Below are 24,886 nucleotides of genomic sequence, written 5' to 3' on the forward strand. Positions count from 1 at the left end.
CTACATGCGTTGTCACCGATTGGTCGTCAAAGACATATACAGATCTTGGGCTACTGGCTTTTCCACCGCTACATCGACTCCCAGGCCCTCCGTGACTATGCAACTGAGCTGGATATGGCTTGGACCTACAACGCAATGTCCCTTGCCGGGTCCAAGTCCATCCTCGCCGTGACAGCTCCCAACACGGTCGGAAAGAGCACACTGGTCCGTCGCTGGGCCAGAGCCATCCACCGACAAGAAATAGGATCCGCGGGCACACTTGACGTCCCACCACGGTGGAATCCCGACCCTCAAACTCAAGCAGCCCTTATCCCAGTAGCGTGGATCAATTTGGAGGCCCGAGCGAAAATCGCTGAGCTCAACACGCAGATCCTCCAATTCACCGGGTACCCCCGCACCGGCCAGATCCGCCTCATGACCGATCGCGTCGTCGCCGCCATTGCCCGACATCGTCTTCGCCTGCTCGTAGTCGACGATGTCCACCTGCTCAAAACCAGCCACCGCGACGGCCAAGACGTGCTCGACCATCTCAAACACCTCAACACCGAACTCGGCGAGCAAGGAGGCACCCTACTGCTGATCGGAGCCAACCTAGAAGATACCGACCTTGTCACCGATCCTCAGATCGCAAGGCGCCTGAAGCTGATCAGCATGGAACCGTTTCACTGCGACATCAACGACACCGAGAAAGGCCTAATATGGCAAACCTTTCTTGCAGAGGTTGAGGAAGAACTCCTGCCGTACTTCCCAGCCGGCGAACTAGGCATGCTCTCTCGGGCGACAGCAGCCACCATTCTGAATCGTACTCAGGGCTACATGGGCGACATCGCAGCTCTACTCAACGAAGCCGCCTGGCGCGCCGCCACAGATGGCACATGGAGAATCACCCCAGCACACCTGGCAAGCGTGAAACTCAGCCTCCACGCCATGCAAGGAGAAGGCCTGCGCAGGGAAACTCGCAGATGAATACGTCATGAAAGACGACCAGTCCCAGCTGTTGCCTGCTGTCCCTTGCCCACGGCAAGACGAGGCCCTTGACGGATACCTCGAACGTGTTGCTGCCTTGAATGGCCTTACTCGAGCTGATACCCAACGCCTGCTGGCAGGGCCAGAGTCTCGACACGCCACAGAGTTTTTGGTCGTCAAGCCCTCCGATGTTGTCGTGCGCGCGATTGAGCATCTAACCGGCCTGGAAAAAAACCAGGTACGGGTAATGACTTTACAGCGCTTCGACCACGGACACCCCCTTCGGCTGGAATACCTCGATCCCGGCGACATACACGACCTGAGGGTGATGCAGCGGCAAGGGTGGTTTCCCACGAAAGGCACTCAGGCCTGCCCCTTGTGCCTGACCGACACCGGTACATGGAGCATCTACTGGCGGCTTCCCCACCTGCCCATCTGCCTCCTGCATGGCACGTACTTGGTCGTGCGCTGCCCACACTGTGGACGGCGCCTGCGCGGGAGCAACCACCTTCCCTTCAAGGGCTTCCCTGAGGATCCCGCAGCCTGTGGCAACCCCACCGGCTCCAATGCCTGTTGCGACTACGACTTGTCCCACCTGGCTGCCTTGCCGGCGCCGGCGGAGGAGATTCCCACCGTCCAGGCCATCCATGATGCTCTCCGGGGTCACCCCATGCGGTTGCACGGTCAAAAAATCAGCGCCGCAGAGTACCTCAACGACGTCCGTCAACTGGCGGTGCTCCTATTGCATATCGCTGTCCAACCTGCCGCTACTTCACTGGCCGGGTGGGTGGACGACTTTCACACGACGATGCGCTCCACGGCCACTGGACAACGAGGCCCGCGCTGGGGCCTGACACCACCAGAGGCACCGGAGGTCCGTAGCGGAGTCCTCACGGATGCCCGTCGCATCATGGAAGCGCCGCTTCCCCAGGCAGTGGAAATGCTGCAGCCATGGCTTACCGTGATCCCGCAGAGCTCCGCCGGAGACGGGAGTTGGATCCACAGCCGCACCGTGATCACCCCGCGCCTTCAGCAACTGCTGCATATCGCCCGTGCGCCCGGACGCGCACTGGCCTTCCAGCTACAGGACTACGAACGCCTGCTGCCTGAACACTGCATCCCTCAGCTGATCCCTGCAGACCTCTACATGCTGCACCTCGCGCACCTGATCCAGGCGGGGCCCCGCGCCGGCCGCGCCTTCGCCTCGCTGTGCCTTGTCCGCTCCTTACCCACGGTCAAGTCATGGGGACAAGCTGCTCAATTGATCGGCTACGCACACGCTGACGGCATGCGGATAGTCCGAACTGCCTATGCCCGCACCACCACGCCGACAGAGCAACTCGAGAAAGCCATCTATGCTCTTCGTGCAGACCTGGACCTCAGCATCGATTACCGGGTCAGGGAAACGCACGTTCGCCGCCTCTCACATCGACCTGAGTTGTGGTTTCCGCAATGGAAAAAAGTGCATCACTCCGCGATGCGGGACAACAGCCTGCCGTTCCTCATCACGTGGTTTTGGGAACGGTATGCCTGTGGAGATCTCATCACTTCCCCCGCATGGGACGAGTCTCCGGATGCCCCAACCCGTGTTGCCTATCGCGCCTTCGCCAAACGCACAGACAAGCACTTTGCGCCTCCCACGGGCGCTTTCCCCATTCCGGGGAAGATGCCATGAGTACGTCCCATACCCGCATCAGGAAGTCAGCACGGCGCTATCCGCGCCGAATACCGAAGCAACGGCGTCGAGATCTGGCCAAGGAGTGGCTAGAAGCGCTTGAACTGCCTGTCACCGAGGAACGTGTTGTGGAACTGGCGCCCTGGGTGCTGCACTTCCACCCCGCCAGCCCCAGAGGCCAGATCGCCAATCGACTGGTCAGCGAAGGCAAGATCCCCACTGCACGGACAGTCAACGAGGCATACGCAGATCAGCTCGGACGCAAACCGCTTCGCTCAGAAGAACTGGCAGTAGAAGCACACAAGCTCCAGCTCACCTCTGCCGAGACCAAACAGCTCCTAAAATTCGTGGCCAAGGTACGGCGGCAGCACAAACACGGACCAACGTGGAACGAGGTCGCCCAGCACATGGGCTGGAGTCGAGCTCACACCGTCGACGTCATCAGACACCTCGGACGCGCCCAGCTCCTCACATACACCCGGACAGAAAGATCCCTGCGGATATACAGACGGAAGACGACGACCTCACCCACCCCGATACCCCCGTCAAACGGGTTCCCGGTTCCGGACACATCCTCGCCTGGCTCACAAGTCCGATAACGCGAGATCGCTCACGGAGACCGTCCGCACACATGGGACGGTGACCATGATCGCCGGCGCCAGGCGATTGCAGCTTTCAGGTGATCGTAAGACGGACCTATGCACGAATGGAGTACCTAATGATGACCACACCTTCCAAGCCCAGCAACCCCCTGTCGACTGGCAGAGGACTGCTCGTGCCGCTGGGTCTTGTCGTGCTCCTGACCCTGCTGTACGTGGCCGGCGTGCCCTGGGTGGCCCTCGCCCTGGACGGGTTCTGGGAAGGTGTCGACCGCCTGGCTGAACACCCGCGCATCCTGTCCTTCCTCACCGCACTGTCCTGGGCCGTCACCGCCTTCTTCGCCTACCGCTTCTACCGCATGTACCTCTGGGATAAGCGCGTGACCTCCGCACTGGAGGCGATAGGGACCTCCTCAACGGCTACGCGGCAACTGGGCTGGCGCTCGCTCAACCACCTCGCCACCGCCGAGGGCCTGCCCAAAAATGAGCGGGCATGGTTATCGGCCGTGCTCAAAGATCTCCACGAGCCGGGAAGCCCCCAGCCCCCGACATCACCGGCCGGTGAACTGTGAGAGGGAATAACTGGATGAACGCCCTAATGGAGACCCTCGTCGTTGAGCTGCCGTGGTGGCTGGAGTACCTCACCGCACTGGCGTGGACCGGGACCTCCCTCGCGCTGATGGTTGCCGCCTACTTCTTCTGTCGCACTCATACGTTGAGGCAGCGCTCCAAAATTCGCTCGGGACAGTGGGAGTCACTGGCCAAATCGATCGACCAGACCCTCGATGCCCGGGACTGCCACCAGTTGCAGATCAAGATGCTCAGCCTCGTGCACCTGGCGAAACAGCACAAGTTCTGGTTCGGCGATGCCCAGCTGCTTGCCGGCGTCAACGCTGTTCTTGCCCGTCGCATCGTTGCCGGAAAACTGTGCTCCAAGCATGCATTGAACCCTGAGGTCGTCGCTGGATCTACCGCTTTAGAGGGGGAAGGAGGCGCGCGACAGGATTCCGGAGGTCAGGAACAACTGCAGGGACAGGAGGGCCAAGACTCGCTCGGGGTCATTCGCGTCGAAGCGCTCCAACGGGAGGTGCCGTACAGCTCCCGGGAGGAACGCCAGCTGCTCGAGCTGTCCAACGAGCTCGAGCACATCCTCAGCCGCCAACAACACTGAAGCGAGAGCGTCCCGCACGTACCCCGTGTCGTGCGTCAGCGCAGCGCCACCGAGATCACCGGGCCGGTGTGGTCATGGAGCACTTTGATTTCTTGTCCGGTGGTGCAGTCCCAGACTCGTACTGGGCAGTCGTCGCCGCCTGTGACTGCTCTGCTTCCTTTTGGGGTGACCACGACCGCTTTGACACTGTCGGTGCGGCCCTTTGAACTGAGAGGAGGGGAGCACGTCGAGGCGGGTGTCGACACCTGAGGCGACGCGCATGGGACGCGGGACGGTACTGCCCATGTGAGGGCGATGCGACAACTGCTCCCGACACAAGTCCGTCCTAGAGACGCACGTGTCGCTGACTTGGCTTGGTGACTGCGACCCACCTTTCGGGGGTCGAGAATCCTAGCGACCACCGTGGTCACCCGTCACGCTATTGGCACGGAGACCAAGGCCGTAAGGTAGGCGTGGGTATAGGTCGTGCTGGCATGCGCCTGTGAGTTGCGGCCGAATGAAGCGGTGGAGGAGTGAATGGGCGGGTCCAACGATGCCCAAAAGAAGTTTGACCCATCAGCCCAGTCCAGCTTGGCAGAATCGACGAGCCACTAGCAACGCTAGTTCGGTGATCCAACCGGAGTTCCGGACAAGTCTACAGATGTAGGCGGTGTCGCAGCGAGATGAAGTATGCGTTGACTCAATAAGTTAAGGCCACTGCAGACAATGTCGAAGGAACGCTCGGTCAGTGTCTGAGCTAAGTGCTCAGAGCTATGGTGAAGATCGGCATACCATCGTTCACCATGTGCAAGGCTGCTTGAGGCGTTCCAAAGCAAGAAAGCATCCGACTTCGCGTCGACACTTCCGTAGTAAGCGTCGATGTCGGCAGCCATGTCTTGTATTAGTTTTGTATCCCCAGGCACCTTAGGCTTGCCCTGCCGTATGTCCCCCGCGTCCCTTTCATACCTATGCTGAACCCGTTCAAAGGCGATAGCGATATCGTCAAAAGTCCTTGGTCCGCCGTGCAATATTGAACGACGCATGGCTTCTGCGCCCATTTTTCGATCATCAGCGAGAAGGCAGCACGCATTCCACGCTCGAGAAGCTGAGTCAGAAGATGAGGTCAGCCACCAACCCTTCGCGGCTGACACTAAGGCTGGACGGAGAGCCAGAAGATGAGTTCCGTACTTCGCCTGAGGGGGGTCGTCACTAATCCTTGCGGAAGCTGCTAAGCGAAGCAATCCATCCCCTAATCGGGTTTTAGCCACATTATAAGTCGAGAATGTCACATATTGTGTGTCTACATCGAAACCACTTCCCGCACTTGGTGTATCTGGCAAGACGTCCATCCAAACGCTCATCGCGTTTACTCTGTCCATGACGGCGCTCATGGTGGAGATCATACGTGTAATACAACAACGGGCGGTGAAATGAGCCCGTAGCAACCCACATGGGCCTCTGGAAGCCGATAAGACGGCCATGCAGCTGGGTGGTCCAGGCGGATACGTGCCGTACAGTGCTCGCCGATGGAGGTCGTGGCACACAAGCGACTGGAGTTTAGAGTGATCGGCTATATGGTTGCCGGCAATCGTTGCTGTAGGTATGCTCCTTGCGGGTGTGGCGCTGGGCGCGGCATTGACCCCTAGGGGCCAATGAGGACTGGGTTCGACTCCCAGGCACCAGATCTTACGAGCGGGCTTATGCTTTGGCTCGTCGGATGTGGTGTTTAGGAGTCAATTATGAGTAACAATTTTCCCGTATCGGAAAGCTTCACTAAAAGCGCTGATAATTTAAGAGCGATTGAAAAATTGATTACTCAAATTGAACGTATGCATAAAGGCGCGTTGCGTATAAATGATGAAAGTCAGATTGACGCATTGCGCATGATGCACTTTCTTAATATAGGAATCTGGGCCGAGGCGCGATTGCGTAAGGTGACATTTGATCCAACTGGATTTAATGATGCCGAACGAGCCATCATTTGGGGCATTCGATCGCAGGAGGACAGGTGGAAGAAGTGTGTTGAGCTAGCTTTTCGGCGGCATCACTTAATTCCTATTCACATTCAAATGGGACCCGCCTCCATGCCTCAAGCTGACTTTGATCGATTTCAGCATGTTATTGGCTTGTTAGCGGAAAAGCTCGCCCCCGTAATAACGAGCAGGAACCGCATAGCTCATGGCCAGTGGGTGCATCAATTGAAGAGCAGATCCGAGAACAAGTGGATGCTTTCAAATGCGCTAGAAGTGCCTAATTATTGCGGTTTGAAGGCGCGAAACGAAGTTTTGAACCAAATTGGGGAACTTATTGGCATATTGGTGGTATCAAAACCAACGTTTGACCGAGATTATCAGAAGCTACTGGAAAAGCTCAACTCTTCAGCGAGGTCTCTCGACGGACAGAATCAGAGCCATTTCGTAAAATCCCTTCGCAAGAGTAGTTTGCGACCCTTTTTGCCGTGAGCATCGTGCCGAAAATCATCGCCTAGGCGTTGATCGGCGTGGTCGTCCCGGGCTTCACCAACATCATGGGCAAATATCTCCCCCTGAGCCTCCCGCTACTTCACAGGCCGCTGTCGGATACTGAACAGGTCCTCGAGAAGATGCCTATCGTTCAGCTTTGCTTTGGAGGGCTGTTTAGTTCTCTTGCGTCTCGACACCTCAGCGCTCGAGATTCCAGGGCGCGAGTCAGTCTGCTTCTCCGCCGCCGATTTTTGATTTTCCCCCGAGAATTGCGAACCCTGCAGCCATGCCGGCGACGGTGATACTCGCCACAGTGGTCACCAGCTTGTAGGAGAAAGCCTTGTGCTCGGAGTCCTTGGCCGCTTCCTTGTCGATCGTCTCTGCGAGCATTTTTAGGATCAAAAATCGATCTTCAGAGGTAAGTCCCTCGCGGTCGAGTTCGCGGCGAAGGATTTCGCGTTGCTCGGCGAAGGCCTTATGGACCTTCTTCTGGCTCTTCCAGTTTGTAGCCAGCGCATTTGCAGCCTGATCCTCTACTTGACCGAGCGAGTCGAGCACAAAAGACTTGAAATCTGGGAACTGGTCGATGACCTTGAGTGTGACTTCTTTGCTCATGTTTGGCATCTCGGATACGAATGTAAGGAACTTGTCCTTAGATAGGTTCTTCCACGACTCGATACCAAGCTTACGCTTGAGTTCGAATTCTTCGCTTGCGCTCACGGTCCGTCACATCTCAGTTTGTTGACTTCCGGCCTCGATCAATGCCGCTGTGTCCGAGTCTACTTCGGGGTCTGATTTGACTGGTGCCACCTTTGAGCGCTCTATGGGCGGTGAGACCGCTGGCCTGGGGTCCGCAACTCCATCAACTACCGGCTACGAGCACTGCTTGGCGCCGGTGGTCACGGGCCATGGCGAAGCAGGTCCACCCCCGCTTGGATCCGAAGGGCCGGTTTGTCATTGCTCGGACGTGCACAAGTGCATCTGCCGACAAATTGTTGCACGTTGGGGCAATTCTTGAGCGGCTGGTGAGGCTTGCCTACCCGACTACGCAAGAATTTGGACCCCTGCATAACCCCAGGTCAAGCGATGGTCTCTCTGCCAATGAGCTCGCATGGCGACACTAGGGCCTGCCTGGTGAATCAGCGTATCGGAGGGCAGGCTCAAGAAAGGATACTGAAGGTCTATTGTCGGGCAGGTTGACGGGATGTGTACTGCTTGCTCAGTCCAGATCTACAGGTAATTAGCTTCCAGAACCACGTCGCCACGAACGCCCTCGTCGTCCAGGGCCCAGCACATCATGTCGGGTGAGCCTTCGGTTCTCTCGACGTAGCTGGTCTCATAGCACTCGTAGTCAGCAGTCACGTGGCTGCGGGCGCCGGCAGGCTCCCCGGTGTCCATCACCACTTGCATGATGGACTTAGCCTCATCGCAGGTGATGCCCTGCAGATTCTCATAGGTGTACTTGGCGCCCATGCACGTGGCCTCGCTCGTCTCCTCCGGCGCCTCGGTTGGCGTCTCGCTGCCCCCGACCGTGTCCTCCTCGCCTGGGGCGGGCGGGGGCGAGGCTGTCAGAGATTGGATGATGGGCAGGATCTCGTTGCGGAACCTAGGGCTGGCGGCGAACTGCTCTGCTTCTGCCTCGAGGTCAACCTGATCGTTAGGCCCCAGCTCCTGCCCACCACTGAAGGACAGCAGGTAGTAGTTCCCCCACCGCAGGTCGAAAAGAGTGGTGTCCGCCCCGGTTCCCGCAGCTATGCCGTAAAGCAGATTTCCGTTGACGCCCACACTTTGGCCAGGAGTGGCGGCCACGACGGCTTGCGACGGGGCTCCCAGCCCGTCCAGCACCCCGGGAATGGGCCCTTGCGGCAGGATCGTGGTCAGCGGGGGAGGGCCCGCCGGCGCAATCCAGGACCGCACGTTCAGGGCCAGCACGGACTGACCGTCAGAATCGGTGAGGGTCCATGTCTTGTGCGTAGTGTCCCTGTATTGCTCATCCATCGTAGCCGTGACGGTCCACCCGGTCGGGTAGCGGAAGCTCAAGGTGCCATCCGGAGAGGTGAAGGTTTGATCCAGTGCCACGGCCGATTCCTCTTGAGCCGACGGCGAAGGGGTGCTGCTTGAGGTCACGGCAGGCGAAGCAGACGGCTTCGTGGTAGTGGCCAAAGTAGAGGGGCTTGCAGGAGCACTAGCTTTCACCGTGCCCGTGAGCGCGGGTTCCGGGGTGTCCGCGCCCACCCCCGAGCACCCGCTGGTCATCAGCGCACACGCCAGGGCGGCAGGGAACAACAGGCGGCGGGGGGCGTTCATCATGGCAACAGTTTCGCATGTGCAACACCTTTGAAGTGTCGCCCTCCTGCTCATAATGGCAAGCCGCCTTTCCCGCCTCGCTGCGTCGTGCATATCGGTCAGCCGAGCTAATGTGCGAAAGCTAGGCAAGTACCGCGCCGCAGGATACGGATCCTCCGGTTGATGCCAACGGCTAACCCGGGACCGATACCAACCTCGGAGGTTGGCGACCTCGGGGCGACGCGCGTTTCGCTCCCGCACGCGATCGCCCCCAGCGGCCACTGCGGAACCGCCCTTCATGCCCCTTATGAAGGGCGACGAACAGCCCTGGTGGCAACAAGACGCCATGCGCACCCGGCATGAACACGGAGCAGGTTAGGGTCATGGTCGACTGCAAACCGCGCCCCGTGCGCCACTGCCTGAAAGAGACATGACTCAGCAAACCAAGGTCCGGTTCCGCGACTACCTCGGAAAACCTCGCAACCAGTGGACCCAAGAACAACAGGAGCACGCTAACCGTTCCCTGATCATCCTCGTCATTGTGCTCGTCCTCTACATCATCGGATCAACCATGGCCAACGGTGGCAGTGCAGATGCTGGAACGGGCCAAGCGGACCATGCAGACGCAGCGACCCAGGACGAACTCAACACATGGGTGACTGATATGCACCAGGAGGCGCTCGACTTCACTGGTGCCCGCTCATGGGATGAGCGGTGCGGCACCCAGATGCAGGCCATCCAGGCGGACTTGAAGGACTTCGGGTCCACCTCCACCACCACATGGGCGTGCCAGAACCCACAGTTCACCGTCAGCACCATTGGCGAACTGGATGTGACGCTCGATACGGACGATTTGGAGACGGCTGAGGACGCATCCGGAGACTTGATGGCCTCTATTGGCTACGCCCGGGATGACATCCAAGTGGTACGTGTCTATGGCTCCCACGGCGGGTTGCTCTCCGAGACGGAACGGTCAGAAGTCCCTGCGTTGAACCTTTGATCATTAGCACCACTTCGCTAGATCCACCGTGGTTGTTGTGGCCAAAACGCTGCGCTGCCCTATGCACGCCCGACTCGGAGCGCCCGGCGTCATCTTGGCAGCACGCCCTGGATAGGAGAGCGCGAACAGCTGTGCCGTGGTTGGGCGCGGACCGCCTTCAAATAGTTCCAACTTTTGGCCCGTGGCGCCGTCACTACCGGCGCCACGGGCCATTACGGTTTTGCCCAGGAGTGAGTCATCGGGAGATACGGGGTGTGTGATGGGCAATCCATCCGCGGAGAAAATCACTTGCCCGACATGCGGCACAGCAACTCGGTACAACAGGCGCACCGGTCGCCTCTACTCTCACCAAAATGGAGTACACCTCGAAGCGTGTCCCGCCAGCGGTGACGAGGTACGGTCCCCTGAAAAGGGCCCCAAACTCCCACCGCCCAACGCGAGACGGGTCACGGTGCCCAAGGCCAAGAAGAAGCCGAAGGGGAAGTTGTACTACGACTCCACCGACTCGACCTCGGTCAGGACCGTATCGGCAGGTCTCCCCGGCCATGGCAAGCGTCGTTAAAGAGCCTGACATCACCCCTGATCAGCACTGGGCCGTTCACCGTCAGCATCTTCGGTGAGCCGGACGCAAGACAGGAGGATCACCAGGCGCCCGGAACGGATGATGCCCACCACAACCGTTGGTGATGCGTCCGTGTAAGGTCGAAGACCTGCTTGCTGTCTGGCTTGCTGGATTCTTCGACTCCTCGGCGGCCGACCCGCAGGTGGAGCCCGCCGTGGGCGTGCTCAGCGAACAGCTGAGGGTGAGAGGTGTGGTCGCCGCCTGGCACCCGCACCCCGTGAATACCGCGGAGGAGGATATCGACGCCCACGGACAGTACCTGGACGAGGACGTCCTCGGCGGGCAGGGATGACGGGGTTCTCGATCACCGATCCGGCCGCCGGCCCACCGGACTTCTACCTCCGGCAGCTGCGCGCCGAGTACGCCTACAACCAGTGGGCTTTCACCGACGAGGGCGAGTACCTGGACTTCGAGAACCCCGCCGCCTACGCGGCCGACCGGATCCCCGCCCGCTTCACCTCGGAGCGGGGTGGCCGCCTACTGCCGGGCCATGGGCATCGATCCGTTCACGGCCGGCTTCTACGGTCCCCAAGCCGTCCTTTCCGTCGACCGGTCGAGCCACTCGACCGCCGACCGATCGAGCCACTCGACCGCCGACCGGTCGAGCCACTCGACCGCGTGCCCGCCGCTGACTGCACTGATCCGGCGTCTCGATCCGTGAGGGCGACGGCGACCCTGTCCCTTGGGCATCGTGCTCGTGCTACTCGTCCCGGTTGCGCCTGAGTCCCCACGACAACCACCTCGAAGCCCGTAGCTGACGGCCCTCCGACCCCTGCGGGCAAAACTGAACGGTGACTTCTGCCAGACCTCGCTGTCCAGCTTTGACCCGGCGATCCCTTCAGTTCTCCCCGCGTCTCGACAGCGGGTGCGGCCCGTTCGGGTCAGGCACTCGGCCGCGCGTTGAGGCGGGCCGCCTGCCGGAGCAGGTGCTCGCGCTCGGCGAGGCTGGGCGCGGCCCGGGCGGCCTCGGCGTAGAGGCGGGCGGCGGTGGCGGTCCCGCCGGCCCGCTCGTGCAGGTGCGCGGCGACCGCGGCCCAGCGGGGCAGGGCGGGGTCGATCTGGGCGAGGGCGGCCAGCCCGGCCTGCGCGCCGGCGGCCTCCCCGAGCGCGACAGCCCGGTTGAGGCGGGCCACCGGGCTGCCGGTGAGGCGCACCAGCTCGTCGTACCACCCCACGATCTGGGCCCAGTCGGTCTCCTCGGAGCTGCGGGCGTCGGCGTGCAGCGCCGCGACGGCGGCCTGCGCCTGGTACTCGCCCAGCCGGTCGCGGGCCAGCGCCGCCTGGAGCACGGTGATGCCCTCCGCGATCATCCGGGTGTCCCACAGTCCCCGGTCCTGCTCCGCCAGCGGCACGAGGCGGCCCTCGGGCGTGGTCCGCGCCGGGCGCCGCGCGTGGTGGAGCAGCATCAGCGCCAGCAGCCCGCGGACCTCCTCGTCGTCGGTGCGGGCCGCGAGCTGCCGGGTGAGCCGGATCGCCTCGGCCGCGAGGTCGACGTCACCGGAGTAGCCCTCGTTGAAGACGAGGTAGAGCACGCGCAGGACCGTGTCGAGGCTGCCCGGGCGGTCGAACCGCACGCCCGCCAGGGTCCGCTTGGCCCGGCTGATCCGCTGGGCCATGGTCGTCTCGGGCACGAGGTAGGCCTGCGCGATCTGGCGGGTGGTCAGCCCGCCCACCGCCCGCAGCGTCAGCGCCACGGCCGAGGCCGGGCTCAGCGCCGGGTGCGCGCACAGGAAGTACAGCTGCAGGGTGTCGTCCGCCGCCGGGGCCGGTCCGGGCGCGGGCTGCTCCTCCACGAGCAGCTCCCGCCGCTGCCGGGAGGCCTCGGCGCGCACGGCGTCGAGGTGGCGGCGCCACGCCACGGTGACCAGCCACGCCCGCGGGTCCCGCGGCGGGTGGCCCGGCCACGTGCGGACGGCCTCCACGAGCGCCTCCTGCACGGCGTCCTCGGCCGCCGCGAAGGGTGCTCCACGGCGGACGAGGACGCCGATGGCGGTGGGGACGACGCTGCGCAGCAGGACCTCGTCCACCGGGGCTCACTCCGTGACGGTCGGGGGAGCGGTGAGGAACGGGCGCACCTCGAGCCACTCGTGGATCGGCTCCCCGCCCGCGCCGGGCGCGGCCGAGAGCTCCCCGGCCAGCTCGAGGGCCCGGTCCCAGGAGTCGACGTCGATCGCCATCCACCCGGCGATCAGGTCCTTGGTCTCGGCGAACGGGCCGTCGGTGACCGGGGGACGACCCTCGCCGTCGGAGCGCACGAACGTGCCCTCCGGGGCCAGCGCCTGGGCGTCGACGAACTCCCCGGTCTCCCGCAGGCGGGCGGCGAAGTCCTCCATGTACCGGACGTGGGCCGAGACCTCCTCCGGCGTCCACCGGTCCATCGGCACGTCGTTGACCGGCGCGGGCGCGCCCCGGTAGTGCTTGAGCAGCAGGTACTTGGTCATGGTGTCCTCCTCGGCGGGGTGCGGCCCATTGTGGCCGCGTGCACCCCTGGGACGGAACCGGACGGGGCTTCTCGACATCCCCGAAGACATTCCCCGCAGGGAATGTTCACGGTGCGGGCCGCGCCTCGGCGCGGGCCACGGCGTCGACGGCCCGGACGAACCCCAGGTGGCTGAAGGCCTGCGGGAAGTTCCCGGCGAGCCGGCCGGTGACCGGGTCGTACTCCTCGGCCAGGAGCCCGAGGTCGGTGGCGCACGCCGCGAGCCGGTCCAGCAGCACCCGGGCGTCGTCGACCCGCCCGCTGCGGGCGTACTGCTCCACGAGCCAGAACGAGCAGATCAGGAAGGGGTACTCGTCCCCGGGCAGCCCGTCCACGCCCGTCGCGGTGCGGTAGCGGTGCAGCAGGCCGTGGTCGCCGCGCAGCTCGCGCTCGATCCGGGCCACGGTGCCCAGCATCCGGGGGTCGTCGGGGGCCACGAGCCCGGTGTGCGGCAGCTGCAGCAGGGCGGCGTCCACCTCCCGGTTGTCGTAGGTCTGGGTGAAGGAGTTCAGCTCCGCGTCGAAGCCGCGGGTCATGATCTCCTCCCGGAGCCGGTCGCGCAGGTCCCGCCACCGGTCCACGGGCCCGTCGAGGCCGTGCTCGGTCACGGCGCGCACGCCCCGGTCGAAGGCCGCCCACATCATGGCGCGGCCGTGGACGAAGTACCGGGCCGGTCCGCGGACCTCCCAGATGCCGTGGCCGCGGCGGTCGTAGTGGCGCTCGGCGAAGCGCAGCAGGTTCTTCTGCAGCTCCCACGAGTACTCGTCCTCGGCGGTCCCGGCGTCGCGCAGGGCGGCGAGGGCGATCATCACCTCGCCCACCACGTCGGCCTGGTACTGGCCGGCGGCGCCGTTGCCGATCCGCACCGGCCGGGAGTTCTCGTAGCCGCCCAGGTGGTCGAGCACGTGCTCGGGCAGCTGCCGCTCGCCGGCCACCCCGTACATGATCCGCAGCTCGTCGGCGTCGCCGGCGACCGCGCGCAGCAGCCAGTTGCGCCAGTGCAGGGCGCCGTCCGTGACGTCGTGGGCGATGAGGGTCTCGATCGTCAGGGCGGCGTCGCGCAGCCACGTGTAGCGGTAGTCCCAGTTGCGCGAGCCCCCGAACTCCTCGGGCAGGGACGTGGTCGGGGCGGCCACGATCCCACCGGTCTCGGCGTGGGTGAGCGCCCGCAGGACCATGAGCGAGCGCAGCGCCGCCCGGTCGTGCCGGTCGTGCACGCGGATCCGGGCGGACCACTCGGTCCAGTACGCCACGGTCCGGTCGAGGGCGGCCTGCGCGTCCTGCGGGACGGGAGGCTCCCGGTGGGAGGGGTGGCAGGTGAGGGACCAGTCCAGGACCTCGCCCGCGGCCAGCGCGAAGGTGCCCGTCAGGCGGCCGGAGACCGCGCCGCGGTAGTCGTCGGAGTGGCCCTCGGGGGAGGCCTCGTGGCGCTGCGCCGCGCCCTCCCGGTCCTCCGCGCGGCCGGTCCCGGCGGGGTGCAGCAGCGGACCGGCCAGCAGCAGGGCGTCCGGGCCGGCGACCGAGAGCAGCGCGCAGGTCCCGGACCCGTCCAGGTCGACCCTGCGGGTCCAGGGCCTCGCCCGGCCGTAGTCGAAGCGGATCCGCAGGTCGTGCTCGACCTCCGCGTGCCCGCTCACGCACTCGACGCGGCGCACGAGGTCCACCCGGTCCCCGCCCGGGGGGAGGAAGTCGGTGACGACCACGGTGCCGGTGGGGGTGCGCCAGGTGGTCTCGAGCACGAAGGTGCGCGGCAGGTACCGGCGGGAGACCACCTCGCCGTCGACGGCCGAGAGCTTCCAGCGCCCGTCCTCGGGGGTGCCCAGCAGGGCGGCGAAGACCGAGGGTGAGTCGAAGCGCGGGAAGCACAGCCAGTCGACGCTGCCCTCGCGCGAGACCAGCGGGCCGGTGTGCAGGTCCGACAGCAGCGCGTAGTCCTCCAGCGGCGCGGTGGTGCGGGCGGACCCGTCGTCGTCCATGCGCCCATTCAACCAGCCTGCCCCCGGACGCGGTCGGCACGCGCGGAGGAGGCCGTGCCGGAGACCTGACGACCCGCCCCGGGGCGTCTACTCTGTGAGCATGCTGATCGACTCCGCGGCCTCCACCGCCGCCACGCCCGTCCCGGAGGCCCTCCGATGAGCGGCGGCCTGATGGCCCTGCTCGACGACGTCGCCGCGCTCGCGCGCGTCACCGCCGCGTCCGTCGACGACATCGGCGCGGCCGCAGGGCGGGCGAGCATGAAGGCGGCCGGCGTCGTCGTCGACGACACCGCCGTGACGCCCCAGTACGTCCAGGGCATCACCCCGGCGCGGGAGCTGCCCATCATCTGGCGGATCACCAAGGGCTCCCTGCGCAACAAGCTCGTCTTCATCCTCCCGGTCATCCTGCTGCTCAGCGAGCTGGCCCCGTGGCTGCTGACCCCGATCCTCATGCTCGGGGGCAGCTACCTGTGCTTCGAGGGCGCGGAGAAGATCTGGTCCAAGCTCTCCGGGCACGGGCCGAAGACGAAGACACCCGTCGTGGAGAAGGGCAAGGACGCCGAGAACCGGATGGTCGGGGGCGCGGTCCGCACCGACCTGATCCTCTCGGCCGAGATCATGGTCATCTCCCTCAACGAGGTGGCCGGCGAGACGCTGCTGTCCCGGGCGGCGATCCTGGTCGTGGTGGCCATCGGCATCACGGCCCTGGTCTACGGGGTCGTGGCGCTGATCATCCGCATGGACGACTTCGGGCTGCACCTGGCCGAGCGCTCCTCCACGACGGCCCAGCGGATCGGGCGCGGGCTGGTCGACGGGATGCCGAAGCTGCTGGCCGTGATCTCGGTCGTGGGCACGGCGGCCATGCTGTGGGTCGGCGGCCACATCGTGCTCGTGGGCCTCGACGAGCTGGGCTGGCACGGCCCCTACGGCCTGGTCCACCACGTGGAGGTGCTCGTCCACGACGCCGTGCCCGGCGGGCTCGGCGCGGCGCTGGCCTGGCTGACCAACACCTTCTTCTCGGCCGTGCTCGGCCTGGTGTGGGGCGCGGTCCTCGTGCTGGTCTGGGAGCTGCTGCCCTTCGGCAAGGGCGAGCACGAGGCCGGGCACGCCGAGCGCGAGGCGCACGCCGGCCACGACACGGCCCGCGGCGCGCACGGCCCGGAGCACCACGGCCGGCACTCCGCGAAGCAGCCGGGCCCCTCCGACGGCGCCCCGCCCGCCGAGGGCGGCTCGTCCGCGGCACGCTGAGCCCCGCCGCCGCGGCTCAGTCGGGTTGTTCGCCGGGCACCACCTCGGCGAGCAGCCCTTCCAGCCTCTCGTCGGTGAGGTGGGTCAGTCCGGTGAGGATCCCGATGATCCGCCGGCGCTGCGCCTCGTCGAACCGGGTGGCGTCCAGGATGTCGCTCACCCACAGCCCGTCCATGGCCAGGCGGACGATCACGCCGATCACCCCGGCGGGGTGCCCCGGGTCCAGGTCCTCCCGGTCCATCCGTCGGTTGAGCTGGATCAGGGCCTCGGCCAGGTGGGGGCGCGCCACCGCGGCGTGCAGCAGCGTCACCTGGTCCCGGTCGCTGTTCTCGCGGGCGTCGGAGAACGCCTGGACGTAGGCCCGGTCGTCGGCGCCCTCCGGCACGGGGTCGGTGCGGGACCAGTGGTCGAGCTCCGCGACGAGCTCCTCGATCACCGCCTCGACGTGCCGCTCGATGTGCTCGCTCGGGGCCTCCGGCCTGAACATGGCTCCTCCCGTCCTCGCGCGGCGGTCCGCCCGCCGCAGGTGGCTCCACCATAGGCCAGGGCTCCGGCGGAGGGCTCAGCGCTCGAAGCCGCGACGGCGGGTGCGCGAGCCCAGGTACTCCCGCAGCACCGCCGGGCCCAGGTCCTCGACCTCGGGGGTGACCACGCGCCCGCCGACCCGCTGCGCCATCCGCTGCAGGAACCGCGCCAGGCCGGGGTCCTCGCCCAGCCGGAAGAACGTGGTCTGCACCCCGGCCCGGCCCAGGCGGTCGAGCTCCTCGACGGTGGCCCGCACCGTCTCCGGCTCCGGCGGCCAGGAGAACCAGCTCTCGCCCCCGGGCAGCAGGTGGGCGGTGGGCTCGCCGTCGGTGACCACGAGCAGCACGGGCTGGAAGGACGGGTGGGCGCGGAAGAACCGCCCGGCCAGCAGCAGCGCGTGGTGCAGGTTCGTGCCCTGCTCCCGCAGCGGCGGCAGCCCGGTGAGCTCGCCGACGTCCAGCTGCCGGGCGTAGCGGCCGAAGCCGATCAGCTCGAGCCGGTCGCCGCGGAAGCGGGTGGAGACCAGGTGGTGCAGGGCGAGGGCGGTGCGCTTCATCGGCACCCACCGCCCCTCGGCGGCCATCGAGAACGAGGTGTCCACGAGCAGGGCGACGGCGGCCTGCGTGCGGGCCTCCGTCTCGGCGATCTCGATGTCGCCCGTGCCCAGGCGCAGCCCCTCCCGCGGGTCGGCGCCCTCGGCGGCGGTGCGGGTGATCGCGTTGGTCACGGTGCGGGTCGTGTCCCACGGCTCGACGTCCCCGAAGCGCCACTCCCGGGTCGCGCCGGAGGGCTCCCCGGCCGCGCCGGCCAGGCGGGCGTCCCGGCGCCCGGCGCGGGAGGACAGCCGCTGGGCGGCGTCGCGCAGCAGCGAGCGCCCGAGCCGCCGCACGGCCCGGGGCGAGAGCCGCAGCTGCCCGTCGGGGTCGCGGCGCAGGTAGCCGCTGTCCCGCATGGCCCGCTCGAGCTCGGCGAGGGTGCGGGCGGAGACGGCGGCGTCCCCGCCCAGCTGCCGGGCGAGGGCGTCGAGGTCGAGGTCGTCGAGGGTCGCGCCCCGGTGGAACTGGGAGAGCTGCTCGGCCAGGGCGTCGAGGTCGGCGAGGTCCTGGAACACCCCGGTGCCGTCGCCGAGACCGAGCCCGTCCCGGCCCTCGAGGCGCTCGGAGCCGGTCCAGTCCTCGCCGGGGCGCAGCGCCTGGAGGTTCGCGTCGAGCCGGCCCAGCTGCGCCATGAGCTCGGGGGAGCCGAAGGCCTGCGCCGAGAGCTGCATGAGCTCCTCGCGCTGCTCGGGGCTCATCGAGTTGAGCATCCGCTGGGCCGCGGCGGAGCGGCGGGCCATCGCGTCGATCAGCTCCTCGACCGACTGCGGGTCCTCGGGGAAGAAGTCCCCGTGGCGGTCCATGAAGTCCCGGAAGTCCTCCTCGGTGTCCTCGCCCCGCCGGTGCTTGTCGAGCAGCTCGTTGAGGTCGCCCAGCATCGACGCCACGGCCTCGCGGTCGGCGTCGGTGGCGTTCTCGAGGGCCTGCTTCATCCCGGCGAAGCGCTGGTCGAGCAGCTCCCGGCCGAGCAGGTCCTTGATCTGCTCGTAGGCCTCGCGGGCGTCCTGGGACTGCCAGTCGTAGGACGCGAGCTCGCTGACCGCGGCGGCGGTCGAGGCGGGCAGCCCGTCGAGCTGCAGCTCCCGGAAGGAGCGGTCCATCGGGTCCATCCGGGCGTCGCGCAGGAACTGCTCCCGCTCGAGCCGCAGGGCCTTCTCCAGCAGCTGCTTCGCCTCGTCGAGCGTGCCGCCCAGCCGGTGGTGCTTCAGCAGCTCCTGCCGGCGCCGGTGCACGCGCCGGGCCAGGTCGTCGAGGCCCTCCTGCCCGCGCCCGCCGCGGCGCAGGTGCTCGCGCAGCGCCTCCTCGGGGGAGTACCCGGCCATGACGTCCTCGGCCACGGCCTCGAGCGCCTCGGCCAGGTCCACGGGCGGGGCCAGCGGGTCGGGCCCGCCGGCGTACCGGCCGTAGCGGGCGGAGCGGTGGTGTGCGGGCATGACGCCCCCTGTCGTGTCGTCGCTGCCCCCGGCGGGGCGGTCAGCCGTAGACGGTGCCGCCCTCGTCGGAGTCCTTGGAGATGCGCTGGGCGAGGAACAGGCCCTCGAGGGCCAGCTCGATCGCGCTGGCGCGCTGGCCGGGGGTGCTCGCGCCGAGGCGCTCGGCGATCCGGTCGTAGACGCTGTCCCCGCCGTCGTCCCCCGGGACGGGGGGCAGGGCGGCGAGGAAGTCGCGGGCGGAGACGTCCTCGCCGGTGGCCACGGTGGTGGAGCCGTCGAACGCCTCCACGAGCGGGCCCAGGTCCAGGCCGCGGAAGCGGGCCCGGACGGTCTCCGCGGTGGCCCGGCGGAGCAGGTGGTCGAGGATCGCACGCTCGCGGCCCTCCTCGCCGGACTCGAACTCGATCTTGCCGGCGAGCACGTCCGTGGCGGTGTCGACGTCGACCGTGCGCGCGACCGCCTCGTCCTCCCCGCGCACCGCGGACCGGCGCAGGGCGGCGGCCGCGACCGTCTCGGCGCCCGCGATGGCGAAGCGCGCGGAGACCCCGGAGCGCTGGTCGACGGCGGGGGAGTCGCGCAGCAGGTGCGTGTAGCGGGCCAGTGTCTCGAGGATCGGGTCGGGGACCTGCGCGACGAGCTCGGCCTCCTGGCGGATCACGGCGATCTCGTCCTCGAGCTCGAGCGGGTAGTGGGTGCGGATCTCGGCGCCGAAGCGGTCCTTGAGCGGGGTGATGATCCGGCCGCGGTTCGTGTAGTCCTCCGGGTTGGCGGAGGCGACCACGAGCACGTCCAGCGGCAGGCGCAGCACGTAGCCGCGGATCTGGATGTCGCGCTCCTCCATGACGTTGAGCAGCGCGACCTGGATCCGCTCGGCGAGGTCGGGCAGCTCGTTGATCGCCACGATCCCGCGGTGGGCGCGGGGCACCAGCCCGTAGTGGATGGTCTCGGGGTCGCCGAGGCGGCGGCCCTCGGCGACCCGCACGGGGTCGACGTCGCCGATCAGGTCGGCCACGGAGGTGTCCGGGGTGGCGAGCTTCTCGACGTAGCGCTCCGAGCGGTGCCGCCACACGACCGGCAGCGCGTCCCCCTCCGCCTCGACGCGGCGCCGGGAGGCCTCGGTGAGCGGCTCCTCGGGGTGCTCGTTGAGCTCCGAGCCCTCGATCGCGGGCGACCACTCGTCGAGCAGGCCCGAGAGGGTGCGCAGCAGGCGGGTCTTGCCCTGCCCGCGCTCGCCGAGCAGCACGACGTCGTGGCCCGCGAGCAGCGCCCGCTCCAGCTGGGGCAGGACCGTGTGCCGCAGCCCGTGCAGGCCCGGCCACGGGTCCCGGCCCTCGGCGAGGGCGCGCAGGAGGTTCTCGCGCAGCTCCGCGCGCAGGGGCCGGTGGCGGTGCCCGGCCGCGCGGAGCTCACCGAGGGTGCGGATGTCGGGGGAAGGGGTCCGGTCGCTCACACCGTCACGGTAGCCCTCCGGCCGGGCGGGCGTAAGAGGGGCCGGTCCCGGACGTCGCCGGAGGTCGTGGCGTCCGGTCCGCCGGGGCCGCTGCTCGTAGGCTGGGCCCATGAGCACGCTCCCCGGTGCCTGGCGCCGGCTGCTGAACCGGTTCTGGTTCGTCCCGGCCGTGTGCCTGGCGGCCGCGGTCCTCCTGGCCCAGGGCGCCGTGGCCGTGGACCGGGCGCTGCCCGACGACCTCTCCTCGCCCTGGGTCGCCTGGGTGTACGCGGTGGGCATCGACGGCTCCCGCGCGATGCTCTCCGCGATCGGCGGGTCGATGCTCGGGGTGGCCGCGACCGCGTTCTCCATCACGATCTCGGTGATCGCCACGGCCAGCTCCACCTACGGTCCGCGCCTGGTCCGCAACTTCATGGCCGACCGCGGCAACCAGACCGTGCTGGGCGTGCTGGTCGCCACGTTCGTCTACGCGCTGCTGGTGCTGCGCACGATCCGCTCGGCCTCCGACGACCTCGCCGAGCCGTTCGTGCCGCACCTGGCCGTGAACCTCGCGGTGGTCCTGGCCGTGGCCGACGTCGCCCTGGTGGTGTGGTTCATCCACCACATCGCCGACTCCGTCCAGGTGGACACCCTCGTGCACGGTGCCCGCCGGCGGCTGCTGGACGTCGTCGAGCGGTGGCACCCGGAGCGGCTGCCGGAGGACCGGGCGCGCACCGGCGGGCACCGCGGCGGCGGGGGCGAGGTGAGCGCGGGCGCGGTCGGCTACGTGCTCGACGTCGACCTGGTGCGGATCTGCTCCGTCCTCGAGGAGGCCGGGGCCCGGGCCGAGCTCCTCCCGCGGGTGGGCGACCACCGGCTGCACGACGAGCCGCTGTTCCGCGTGTGGCCCGAGGAGCGCGCGGAGGACCTCGCGGGGCCCCTGCGGCGGGCCGTGCGCATCGGCGACGCCCGCTCGGCCGACCAGGACGTGCGCTTCGCCGAGCAGCAAGTGGTCGAGCTCGCGGTGCGGGCCCTGTCCCCGGGCACCAACGACCCCTACACGGCGATCAACGCCGTCGAGGAGGTCGCCGCCGGGATCGTCACCGCCGTCTCCCGCCCCCTGCCGGGGAACACGGTCGTGGCCGACGGCGTGCCGCGGCTGCGCCACGCCACGGTCGAGCTCGAGGAGATCGTGGACATGCCCTTCGACCAGATCCGCCCGCACGTCGGCGGGTACGCCGAGGTCGTCCTCGCCCTGATCGACCTGGCCGCCCGGATCGAGGCCGCCACGGTCCACGAGCACCTCCGGGCCCGGGTGCGCGAGCACGTCGGCACGCTGCTCGAGCAGTTCGCCGCCGGCGGCCCCTCCGACCGGGACCTCGCCCGCGTGCGGGCCCGCGCCGGCCTGCGGCGGCTCGGGGACGCGGCGGTGCCGCCCCCCGAGTGACCGGTCCGTCCCGGCCGCAGGGGCCGGGACCGGCGCGCCGTCGTCGTCCGTGCGCCCCGAACGACGACGGGGCCTGTTCCGGCACGGACGGCCGTCGGTACGCTGGTGCCGATGGCACCGCGCGCACGGCACCGCAGCACGCTCGTCCTGCTGGTCAGGCACGGCGAGACACCCACCACGGGCAGGGTACTGCCGGGGCGGGCCCCCGGCCTGCACCTGTCCGAGCGCGGCCGGGAGCAGGCCGAGCACGTCGCCCGCCGCCTCGACGGGGTCGCCGTCGACGCCCTCTACACCTCGCCGCTCGAGCGCACGCGGGAGACCGCGGCCCCCGTGGAGGCCCGCACCGGGCGGGAGGCGGTGGTCGAGCCGGGCCTGCTCGAGTGCGACTTCGGCGAGTGGACCGGCGAGGAGCTCTCCCGGCTCTCCCGGCTGAAGGCCTGGCAGACCGTCCAGCGGGCCCCCTCGGCCTTCCGGTTCCCGGGCGGGGAGAGCTTCCCCGAGATGCAGTCGCGCACCGTGGCCGCCGTCGACCGCCTCCGCGCCGCCCACGAGGGCGGGACCGTGGTCTGCTTCTCCCACGCCGACCCGATCAAGGCGGTGCTCGCCCACGCCCTGGGCACGCACCTGGACCTCTTCCAGCGCATCGTCGTCAGCCCGTGCTCGGTCTCGGCCGTCGCGTGGGCGCCCGGGCAGGGCCCGTCGGTGCTCACCGTCAACTCCACCGACGAGCCGCTGGCCGGCCTGAGGACCCCGTGAGCGGGCCGCCGTGGACGAGCTCGCGCTGCTGAGGGCCGGCCGGATCGAGCTGCTGGGGATGATCCGCGGCAGCAGCAACTCCGCGCTGCTCGTGGAGCTCGCCCACGGCCCGGACACCGCCTGGGGCGTCTACAAGCCGGTCGAGGGGGAGCGGCCCCTGCGGGACTTCCCCCGCGGGCTGCACCGGCGCGAGGCCGCCGCCCACGTGCTCAGCGAGCTCCTCGGCTGGGGCCTCGTCCCGCCGACCGTGCTGCGCGAGCAGGGCCCGTTCGGCACCGGCTCCGTGCAGCTGTTCGTCGAGCACGACCCCCGGGAGCACTACTTCACCCTGCAGGCCACCGCCCCCGAGACCCACGACGCGCTGCGGCGGCTCGCGGTCTTCGACGTCGTGGCCAACAACGCCGACCGCAAGGGCGGGCACGTGCTGCGCGCGGCCGACGGCCGGGTGCAGGGCATCGACCACGGCCTGTGCTTCGGCACCGGCCACCGGCTGCGGACGGTCGTGTGGGACTTCGCCGGGGAGCCGGTGCCCGCGCCCCTGCTCGAGGACCTCGCCCCGCTCGCGCAGACCGTGCCCCCCGAGCTCGCCGCGCTCCTCGACGAGCCCGAGACCGAGGCCCTGCGGCGGCGGGTGCGGCACCTGCTCGAGGAGCCCGTGCTGCCGCTGGACCCCACCGGCTGCCGGGTGCCCTGGCCGCTGCTCTGACGGGACCGCCCCGGGCCGGCCCGGGGCGGTCCCGTCAGGCCGCCGGGGAGCTCTCCACCGGCAGCCCGTCCAGGCGCCACCCTTCCGTGGTTCAGTGGAACATGCAGAGCAAGCTCCCCACCCGGTGGGGAGCGGAGGAGCAGCCCCGTGCCCGACCCGCAGCCGAGAACCCCGCAGCTGGGACTGCGTGCCAACGCCGCCCAGTTCACCCTCCTCGTGGCCGTCAACGCCCTGGTCGGCGGCATGGTCGGCCAGCAGCAGACCGTGCTGCCGCTGCTGGCCGGGGAGGAGTTCGGCCTCACCGGCTACACCTTCGTCTTCACCTACGTCGCCGCGTTCGGGGTCACCAAGGCGATCGCCAACTGGTTCGCCGGCACCCTCTCCGACCGGTGGGGGCGCAAGCCGGTGCTGCTGGTGGGCTGGCTCTTCGCCGTGCCGGTGCCGCTGGTGCTCATCTGGGCCCCGGACTGGTGGTGGGTGGTGGCCGCGAACGTGCTGCTGGGGATCAACCAGGGCCTGACCTGGTCCACGACCGTGGTGATGAAGATCGACCTGGTCGGCCCGGACCGGCGCGGGCTGGCCATGGGGCTCAACGAGGCCGCCGGCTACGGGGCGGTGGCCGTGACCTCCCTGCTGGCCGGATACCTGGCCGAGCAGTACGGGCTGCGCCCGGTCCCGTTCCTGCTGGGGCTGGCCTACACCGCCCTGGCGCTGCTGCTGTCGGGGGTGTTCGTGCGGGAGACCCGCGACCACGCCCACCAGGAGGCCGCCGGGCACGTCCCGCGGGCCGACGGCCTGCACGACCACCTCCACGCCGGGCTCACCGACCGCGAGGTCGCCCTCCAGGCCGGCCTCAAGGAGCCCGCGCTGTCCTCCGCGAGCCAGGCGGGGCTGGTGAACAACCTCAACTTCGGGCTCTCCTGGGGCCTGTTCCCCCTGCTGTTCGCGACCGCCGACCTGGGCGTGGGCGAGATCGGCCTGCTGTTCGCCCTCTACCCCGGGGTATGGGGTGCGGGCCAGCTGGTCACCGGGGCGCTGTCCGACCGGATCGGGCGCAAGCACCTGGTCACCGCCGGGATGGCGACCCAGGCGGCCGCGCTCGCCGTCATCGCGCTCGGCGACGGCTTCGCCGGCTGGGCGGCGGGCACGGTCCTGCTGGGGGCCGGCACGGCGATGGTCTACCCGACCCTGCTGGCCGTCGTCGGGGACGTCGCCCACCCCGCGTGGCGCGGCCGAGCCGTGGGCGTCTACCGGGTCTGGCGCGACCTGGGCTACGCCGTCGGGGCGGTGCTCGGCGGGATCGTGGCGGACCTGCTCGGGCTGCACGCGGCCGTCTGGGCCGCCGCGGCCGTCAGTGCGGCCTCCGCGCTGGTCGTGGCGGTGCGGATGTACGAGCCCCACCCGCCGGCGGCCGCGGCGTCGCGCGGCTGAGGACCGCGCGGGCCGGGGCCCGTCACGGCGGGGCGTGCGCCGCAGCGCAGAGGCCGGGCATCTTCACGGAACCTTCATCGCCGGTGCCTTCCGTGCGCTC

The 24,886-nt window shown here is 68.1% G+C and carries 21 protein-coding genes; 12 read left to right on the forward strand and 9 right to left on the reverse strand.

Annotation, left to right across the window (positions count from 1 at the left end; genetic code table 11):
* Nucleotides 1-135 precede the first annotated feature (135 nt).
* The 4 genes from LQU92_RS04160 to LQU92_RS04175 all read left to right on the forward strand — a co-directional run bounded on the left by LQU92_RS04160 (nucleotide 136) and on the right by LQU92_RS04175 (nucleotide 4,411).
* On the forward strand, nucleotides 136-966 hold the full coding sequence (locus LQU92_RS04160; RefSeq protein ID WP_230778682.1) for a TniB family NTP-binding protein: 831 nt from the start codon (nucleotides 136-138) through the stop codon (nucleotides 964-966).
* Nucleotides 967-973: 7 nt separating this feature from the next.
* Nucleotides 974-2,641, forward strand: a complete 1,668-nt coding sequence (locus LQU92_RS04165) for a TniQ family protein (RefSeq protein WP_230777562.1) — start codon at nucleotides 974-976, stop codon at nucleotides 2,639-2,641.
* 718 nt (nucleotides 2,642-3,359) lie between these two features.
* Nucleotides 3,360-3,812, forward strand: a complete 453-nt coding sequence (locus LQU92_RS04170) for a hypothetical protein (protein WP_230777564.1) — start codon at nucleotides 3,360-3,362, stop codon at nucleotides 3,810-3,812.
* Between the two features lie 26 nt (nucleotides 3,813-3,838).
* Nucleotides 3,839-4,411 carry a hypothetical protein gene (locus tag LQU92_RS04175; protein WP_230777566.1) on the forward strand — a complete coding sequence of 191 codons (573 nt, stop codon included), beginning with the start codon at nucleotides 3,839-3,841 and terminating at the stop codon, nucleotides 4,409-4,411.
* A 599-nt stretch (nucleotides 4,412-5,010) separates the two neighbouring features.
* Here LQU92_RS04175 and LQU92_RS04180 read toward each other — a convergent pair.
* Complete coding sequence (locus LQU92_RS04180; protein ID WP_230777568.1) at nucleotides 5,011-5,781, reverse strand: hypothetical protein; 771 nt, start codon at nucleotides 5,779-5,781, stop codon at nucleotides 5,011-5,013.
* A 348-nt stretch (nucleotides 5,782-6,129) separates the two neighbouring features.
* Between LQU92_RS04180 and LQU92_RS04185 the strand changes: the two genes are divergently transcribed.
* The gene (locus LQU92_RS04185; RefSeq protein WP_230777570.1) at nucleotides 6,130-6,852 is read left to right on the forward strand and encodes a hypothetical protein; all 723 of its coding nucleotides are present in this window, start codon (nucleotides 6,130-6,132) and stop codon (nucleotides 6,850-6,852) included.
* 225 nt (nucleotides 6,853-7,077) lie between these two features.
* Here the strand turns inward: LQU92_RS04185 and LQU92_RS04190 are convergent, their stop codons facing one another.
* Both LQU92_RS04190 and LQU92_RS04195 read right to left on the reverse strand, forming a co-directional pair.
* Entirely contained in the window at nucleotides 7,078-7,572 is a 495-nt protein-coding gene (locus LQU92_RS04190; protein ID WP_230777572.1) for a hypothetical protein, read from the reverse strand.
* 510 nt (nucleotides 7,573-8,082) lie between these two features.
* Nucleotides 8,083-8,931: a hypothetical protein gene (locus tag LQU92_RS04195; protein WP_230777574.1), complete on the reverse strand. Its 849-nt coding sequence runs from the start codon at nucleotides 8,929-8,931 to the stop codon at nucleotides 8,083-8,085.
* 637 nt (nucleotides 8,932-9,568) lie between these two features.
* On the opposite strand from LQU92_RS04195, the gene LQU92_RS04200 reads away from it, so the two are divergent.
* On the forward strand, nucleotides 9,569-10,138 hold the full coding sequence (locus LQU92_RS04200) for a hypothetical protein (protein WP_230777576.1): 570 nt from the start codon (nucleotides 9,569-9,571) through the stop codon (nucleotides 10,136-10,138).
* Between the two features lie 686 nt (nucleotides 10,139-10,824).
* The gene (locus tag LQU92_RS04205) at nucleotides 10,825-11,052 is read left to right on the forward strand and encodes a hypothetical protein (protein ID WP_230777579.1); all 228 of its coding nucleotides are present in this window, start codon (nucleotides 10,825-10,827) and stop codon (nucleotides 11,050-11,052) included.
* A 589-nt stretch (nucleotides 11,053-11,641) separates the two neighbouring features.
* On the opposite strand, the gene LQU92_RS04210 is transcribed toward LQU92_RS04205, so the two are convergent.
* The 3 genes from LQU92_RS04210 to LQU92_RS04220 all read right to left on the reverse strand — a co-directional run bounded on the left by LQU92_RS04210 (nucleotide 11,642) and on the right by LQU92_RS04220 (nucleotide 15,215).
* Entirely contained in the window at nucleotides 11,642-12,787 is a 1,146-nt protein-coding gene (locus tag LQU92_RS04210) for an RNA polymerase sigma factor (RefSeq protein WP_230777581.1), read from the reverse strand.
* Nucleotides 12,788-12,793: 6 nt separating this feature from the next.
* Nucleotides 12,794-13,201, reverse strand: a complete 408-nt coding sequence (locus tag LQU92_RS04215) for a YciI family protein (protein WP_058857639.1) — start codon at nucleotides 13,199-13,201, stop codon at nucleotides 12,794-12,796.
* A gap of 106 nt (nucleotides 13,202-13,307) precedes the next feature.
* Nucleotides 13,308-15,215: a glycoside hydrolase family 15 protein gene (locus LQU92_RS04220; RefSeq protein WP_230777584.1), complete on the reverse strand. Its 1,908-nt coding sequence runs from the start codon at nucleotides 15,213-15,215 to the stop codon at nucleotides 13,308-13,310.
* Nucleotides 15,216-15,371: 156 nt separating this feature from the next.
* On the opposite strand from LQU92_RS04220, the gene LQU92_RS04225 reads away from it, so the two are divergent.
* Nucleotides 15,372-16,463, forward strand: a complete 1,092-nt coding sequence (locus LQU92_RS04225; protein ID WP_230777586.1) for a DUF808 domain-containing protein — start codon at nucleotides 15,372-15,374, stop codon at nucleotides 16,461-16,463.
* Between the two features lie 16 nt (nucleotides 16,464-16,479).
* On the opposite strand, the gene LQU92_RS04230 is transcribed toward LQU92_RS04225, so the two are convergent.
* The 3 genes from LQU92_RS04230 to LQU92_RS04240 form a co-directional block, all read right to left on the reverse strand.
* Nucleotides 16,480-16,950, reverse strand: coding sequence for a TetR family transcriptional regulator (locus LQU92_RS04230; RefSeq protein WP_230777588.1), 471 nt, complete (start codon nucleotides 16,948-16,950; stop codon nucleotides 16,480-16,482).
* A 75-nt stretch (nucleotides 16,951-17,025) separates the two neighbouring features.
* Nucleotides 17,026-19,017 (reverse strand): VWA domain-containing protein, encoded by a 1,992-nt coding sequence (locus LQU92_RS04235; RefSeq protein ID WP_230777590.1) that lies wholly within the window; start codon nucleotides 19,015-19,017, stop codon nucleotides 17,026-17,028.
* A gap of 40 nt (nucleotides 19,018-19,057) precedes the next feature.
* Complete coding sequence (locus LQU92_RS04240) at nucleotides 19,058-20,467, reverse strand: sigma 54-interacting transcriptional regulator (protein WP_112254623.1); 1,410 nt, start codon at nucleotides 20,465-20,467, stop codon at nucleotides 19,058-19,060.
* A gap of 109 nt (nucleotides 20,468-20,576) precedes the next feature.
* Between LQU92_RS04240 and LQU92_RS04245 the strand changes: the two genes are divergently transcribed.
* From LQU92_RS04245 to LQU92_RS04260, 4 genes are all read left to right on the forward strand, one after another.
* Nucleotides 20,577-21,893: a DUF2254 domain-containing protein gene (locus tag LQU92_RS04245; protein ID WP_230777592.1), complete on the forward strand. Its 1,317-nt coding sequence runs from the start codon at nucleotides 20,577-20,579 to the stop codon at nucleotides 21,891-21,893.
* Nucleotides 21,894-22,004: 111 nt separating this feature from the next.
* Nucleotides 22,005-22,649, forward strand: a complete 645-nt coding sequence (locus LQU92_RS04250) for an MSMEG_4193 family putative phosphomutase (RefSeq protein WP_058857645.1) — start codon at nucleotides 22,005-22,007, stop codon at nucleotides 22,647-22,649.
* A gap of 10 nt (nucleotides 22,650-22,659) precedes the next feature.
* Nucleotides 22,660-23,355, forward strand: a complete 696-nt coding sequence (locus LQU92_RS04255) for an SCO1664 family protein (RefSeq protein ID WP_101851222.1) — start codon at nucleotides 22,660-22,662, stop codon at nucleotides 23,353-23,355.
* A 147-nt stretch (nucleotides 23,356-23,502) separates the two neighbouring features.
* Nucleotides 23,503-24,786 (forward strand): MFS transporter, encoded by a 1,284-nt coding sequence (locus tag LQU92_RS04260; protein ID WP_230777594.1) that lies wholly within the window; start codon nucleotides 23,503-23,505, stop codon nucleotides 24,784-24,786.
* The last annotated feature ends 100 nt before the right edge of the window (nucleotides 24,787-24,886 follow it).

The organism is Kocuria sp. LUK (assembly GCF_021012935.1).
In the GTDB taxonomy this organism is placed as follows: Bacteria; Actinomycetota; Actinomycetes; order Actinomycetales; family Micrococcaceae; genus Kocuria; species Kocuria flava.

Excerpts from the sequence above, each read along its gene's own strand:
- LQU92_RS04200 (WP_230777576.1), top strand. The coding sequence starts at position 9,569 with ATGACTCAGCAAACCAAGGTCCGGTTCCGCGACTACCTCGGAAAACCT.
- LQU92_RS04215 (WP_058857639.1), bottom strand. The coding sequence starts at position 13,201 with ATGACCAAGTACCTGCTGCTCAAGCACTACCGGGGCGCGCCCGCGCCG.
- LQU92_RS04170 (WP_230777564.1), top strand. The coding sequence starts at position 3,360 with ATGATGACCACACCTTCCAAGCCCAGCAACCCCCTGTCGACTGGCAGA.
- LQU92_RS04245 (WP_230777592.1), top strand. The coding sequence starts at position 20,577 with ATGAGCACGCTCCCCGGTGCCTGGCGCCGGCTGCTGAACCGGTTCTGG.
- LQU92_RS04175 (WP_230777566.1), top strand. The coding sequence starts at position 3,839 with ATGGAGACCCTCGTCGTTGAGCTGCCGTGGTGGCTGGAGTACCTCACC.
- LQU92_RS04235 (WP_230777590.1), bottom strand. The coding sequence starts at position 19,017 with ATGCCCGCACACCACCGCTCCGCCCGCTACGGCCGGTACGCCGGCGGG.
- LQU92_RS04160 (WP_230778682.1), top strand. The coding sequence starts at position 136 with ATGTCCCTTGCCGGGTCCAAGTCCATCCTCGCCGTGACAGCTCCCAAC.
- LQU92_RS04250 (WP_058857645.1), top strand. The coding sequence starts at position 22,005 with ATGGCACCGCGCGCACGGCACCGCAGCACGCTCGTCCTGCTGGTCAGG.
- LQU92_RS04185 (WP_230777570.1), top strand. The coding sequence starts at position 6,130 with ATGAGTAACAATTTTCCCGTATCGGAAAGCTTCACTAAAAGCGCTGAT.
- LQU92_RS04225 (WP_230777586.1), top strand. The coding sequence starts at position 15,372 with ATGAGCGGCGGCCTGATGGCCCTGCTCGACGACGTCGCCGCGCTCGCG.
- LQU92_RS04180 (WP_230777568.1), bottom strand. The coding sequence starts at position 5,781 with ATGAGCGCCGTCATGGACAGAGTAAACGCGATGAGCGTTTGGATGGAC.
- LQU92_RS04220 (WP_230777584.1), bottom strand. The coding sequence starts at position 15,215 with ATGGACGACGACGGGTCCGCCCGCACCACCGCGCCGCTGGAGGACTAC.
- LQU92_RS04230 (WP_230777588.1), bottom strand. The coding sequence starts at position 16,950 with ATGTTCAGGCCGGAGGCCCCGAGCGAGCACATCGAGCGGCACGTCGAG.
- LQU92_RS04165 (WP_230777562.1), top strand. The coding sequence starts at position 974 with ATGAAAGACGACCAGTCCCAGCTGTTGCCTGCTGTCCCTTGCCCACGG.
- LQU92_RS04205 (WP_230777579.1), top strand. The coding sequence starts at position 10,825 with ATGCGTCCGTGTAAGGTCGAAGACCTGCTTGCTGTCTGGCTTGCTGGA.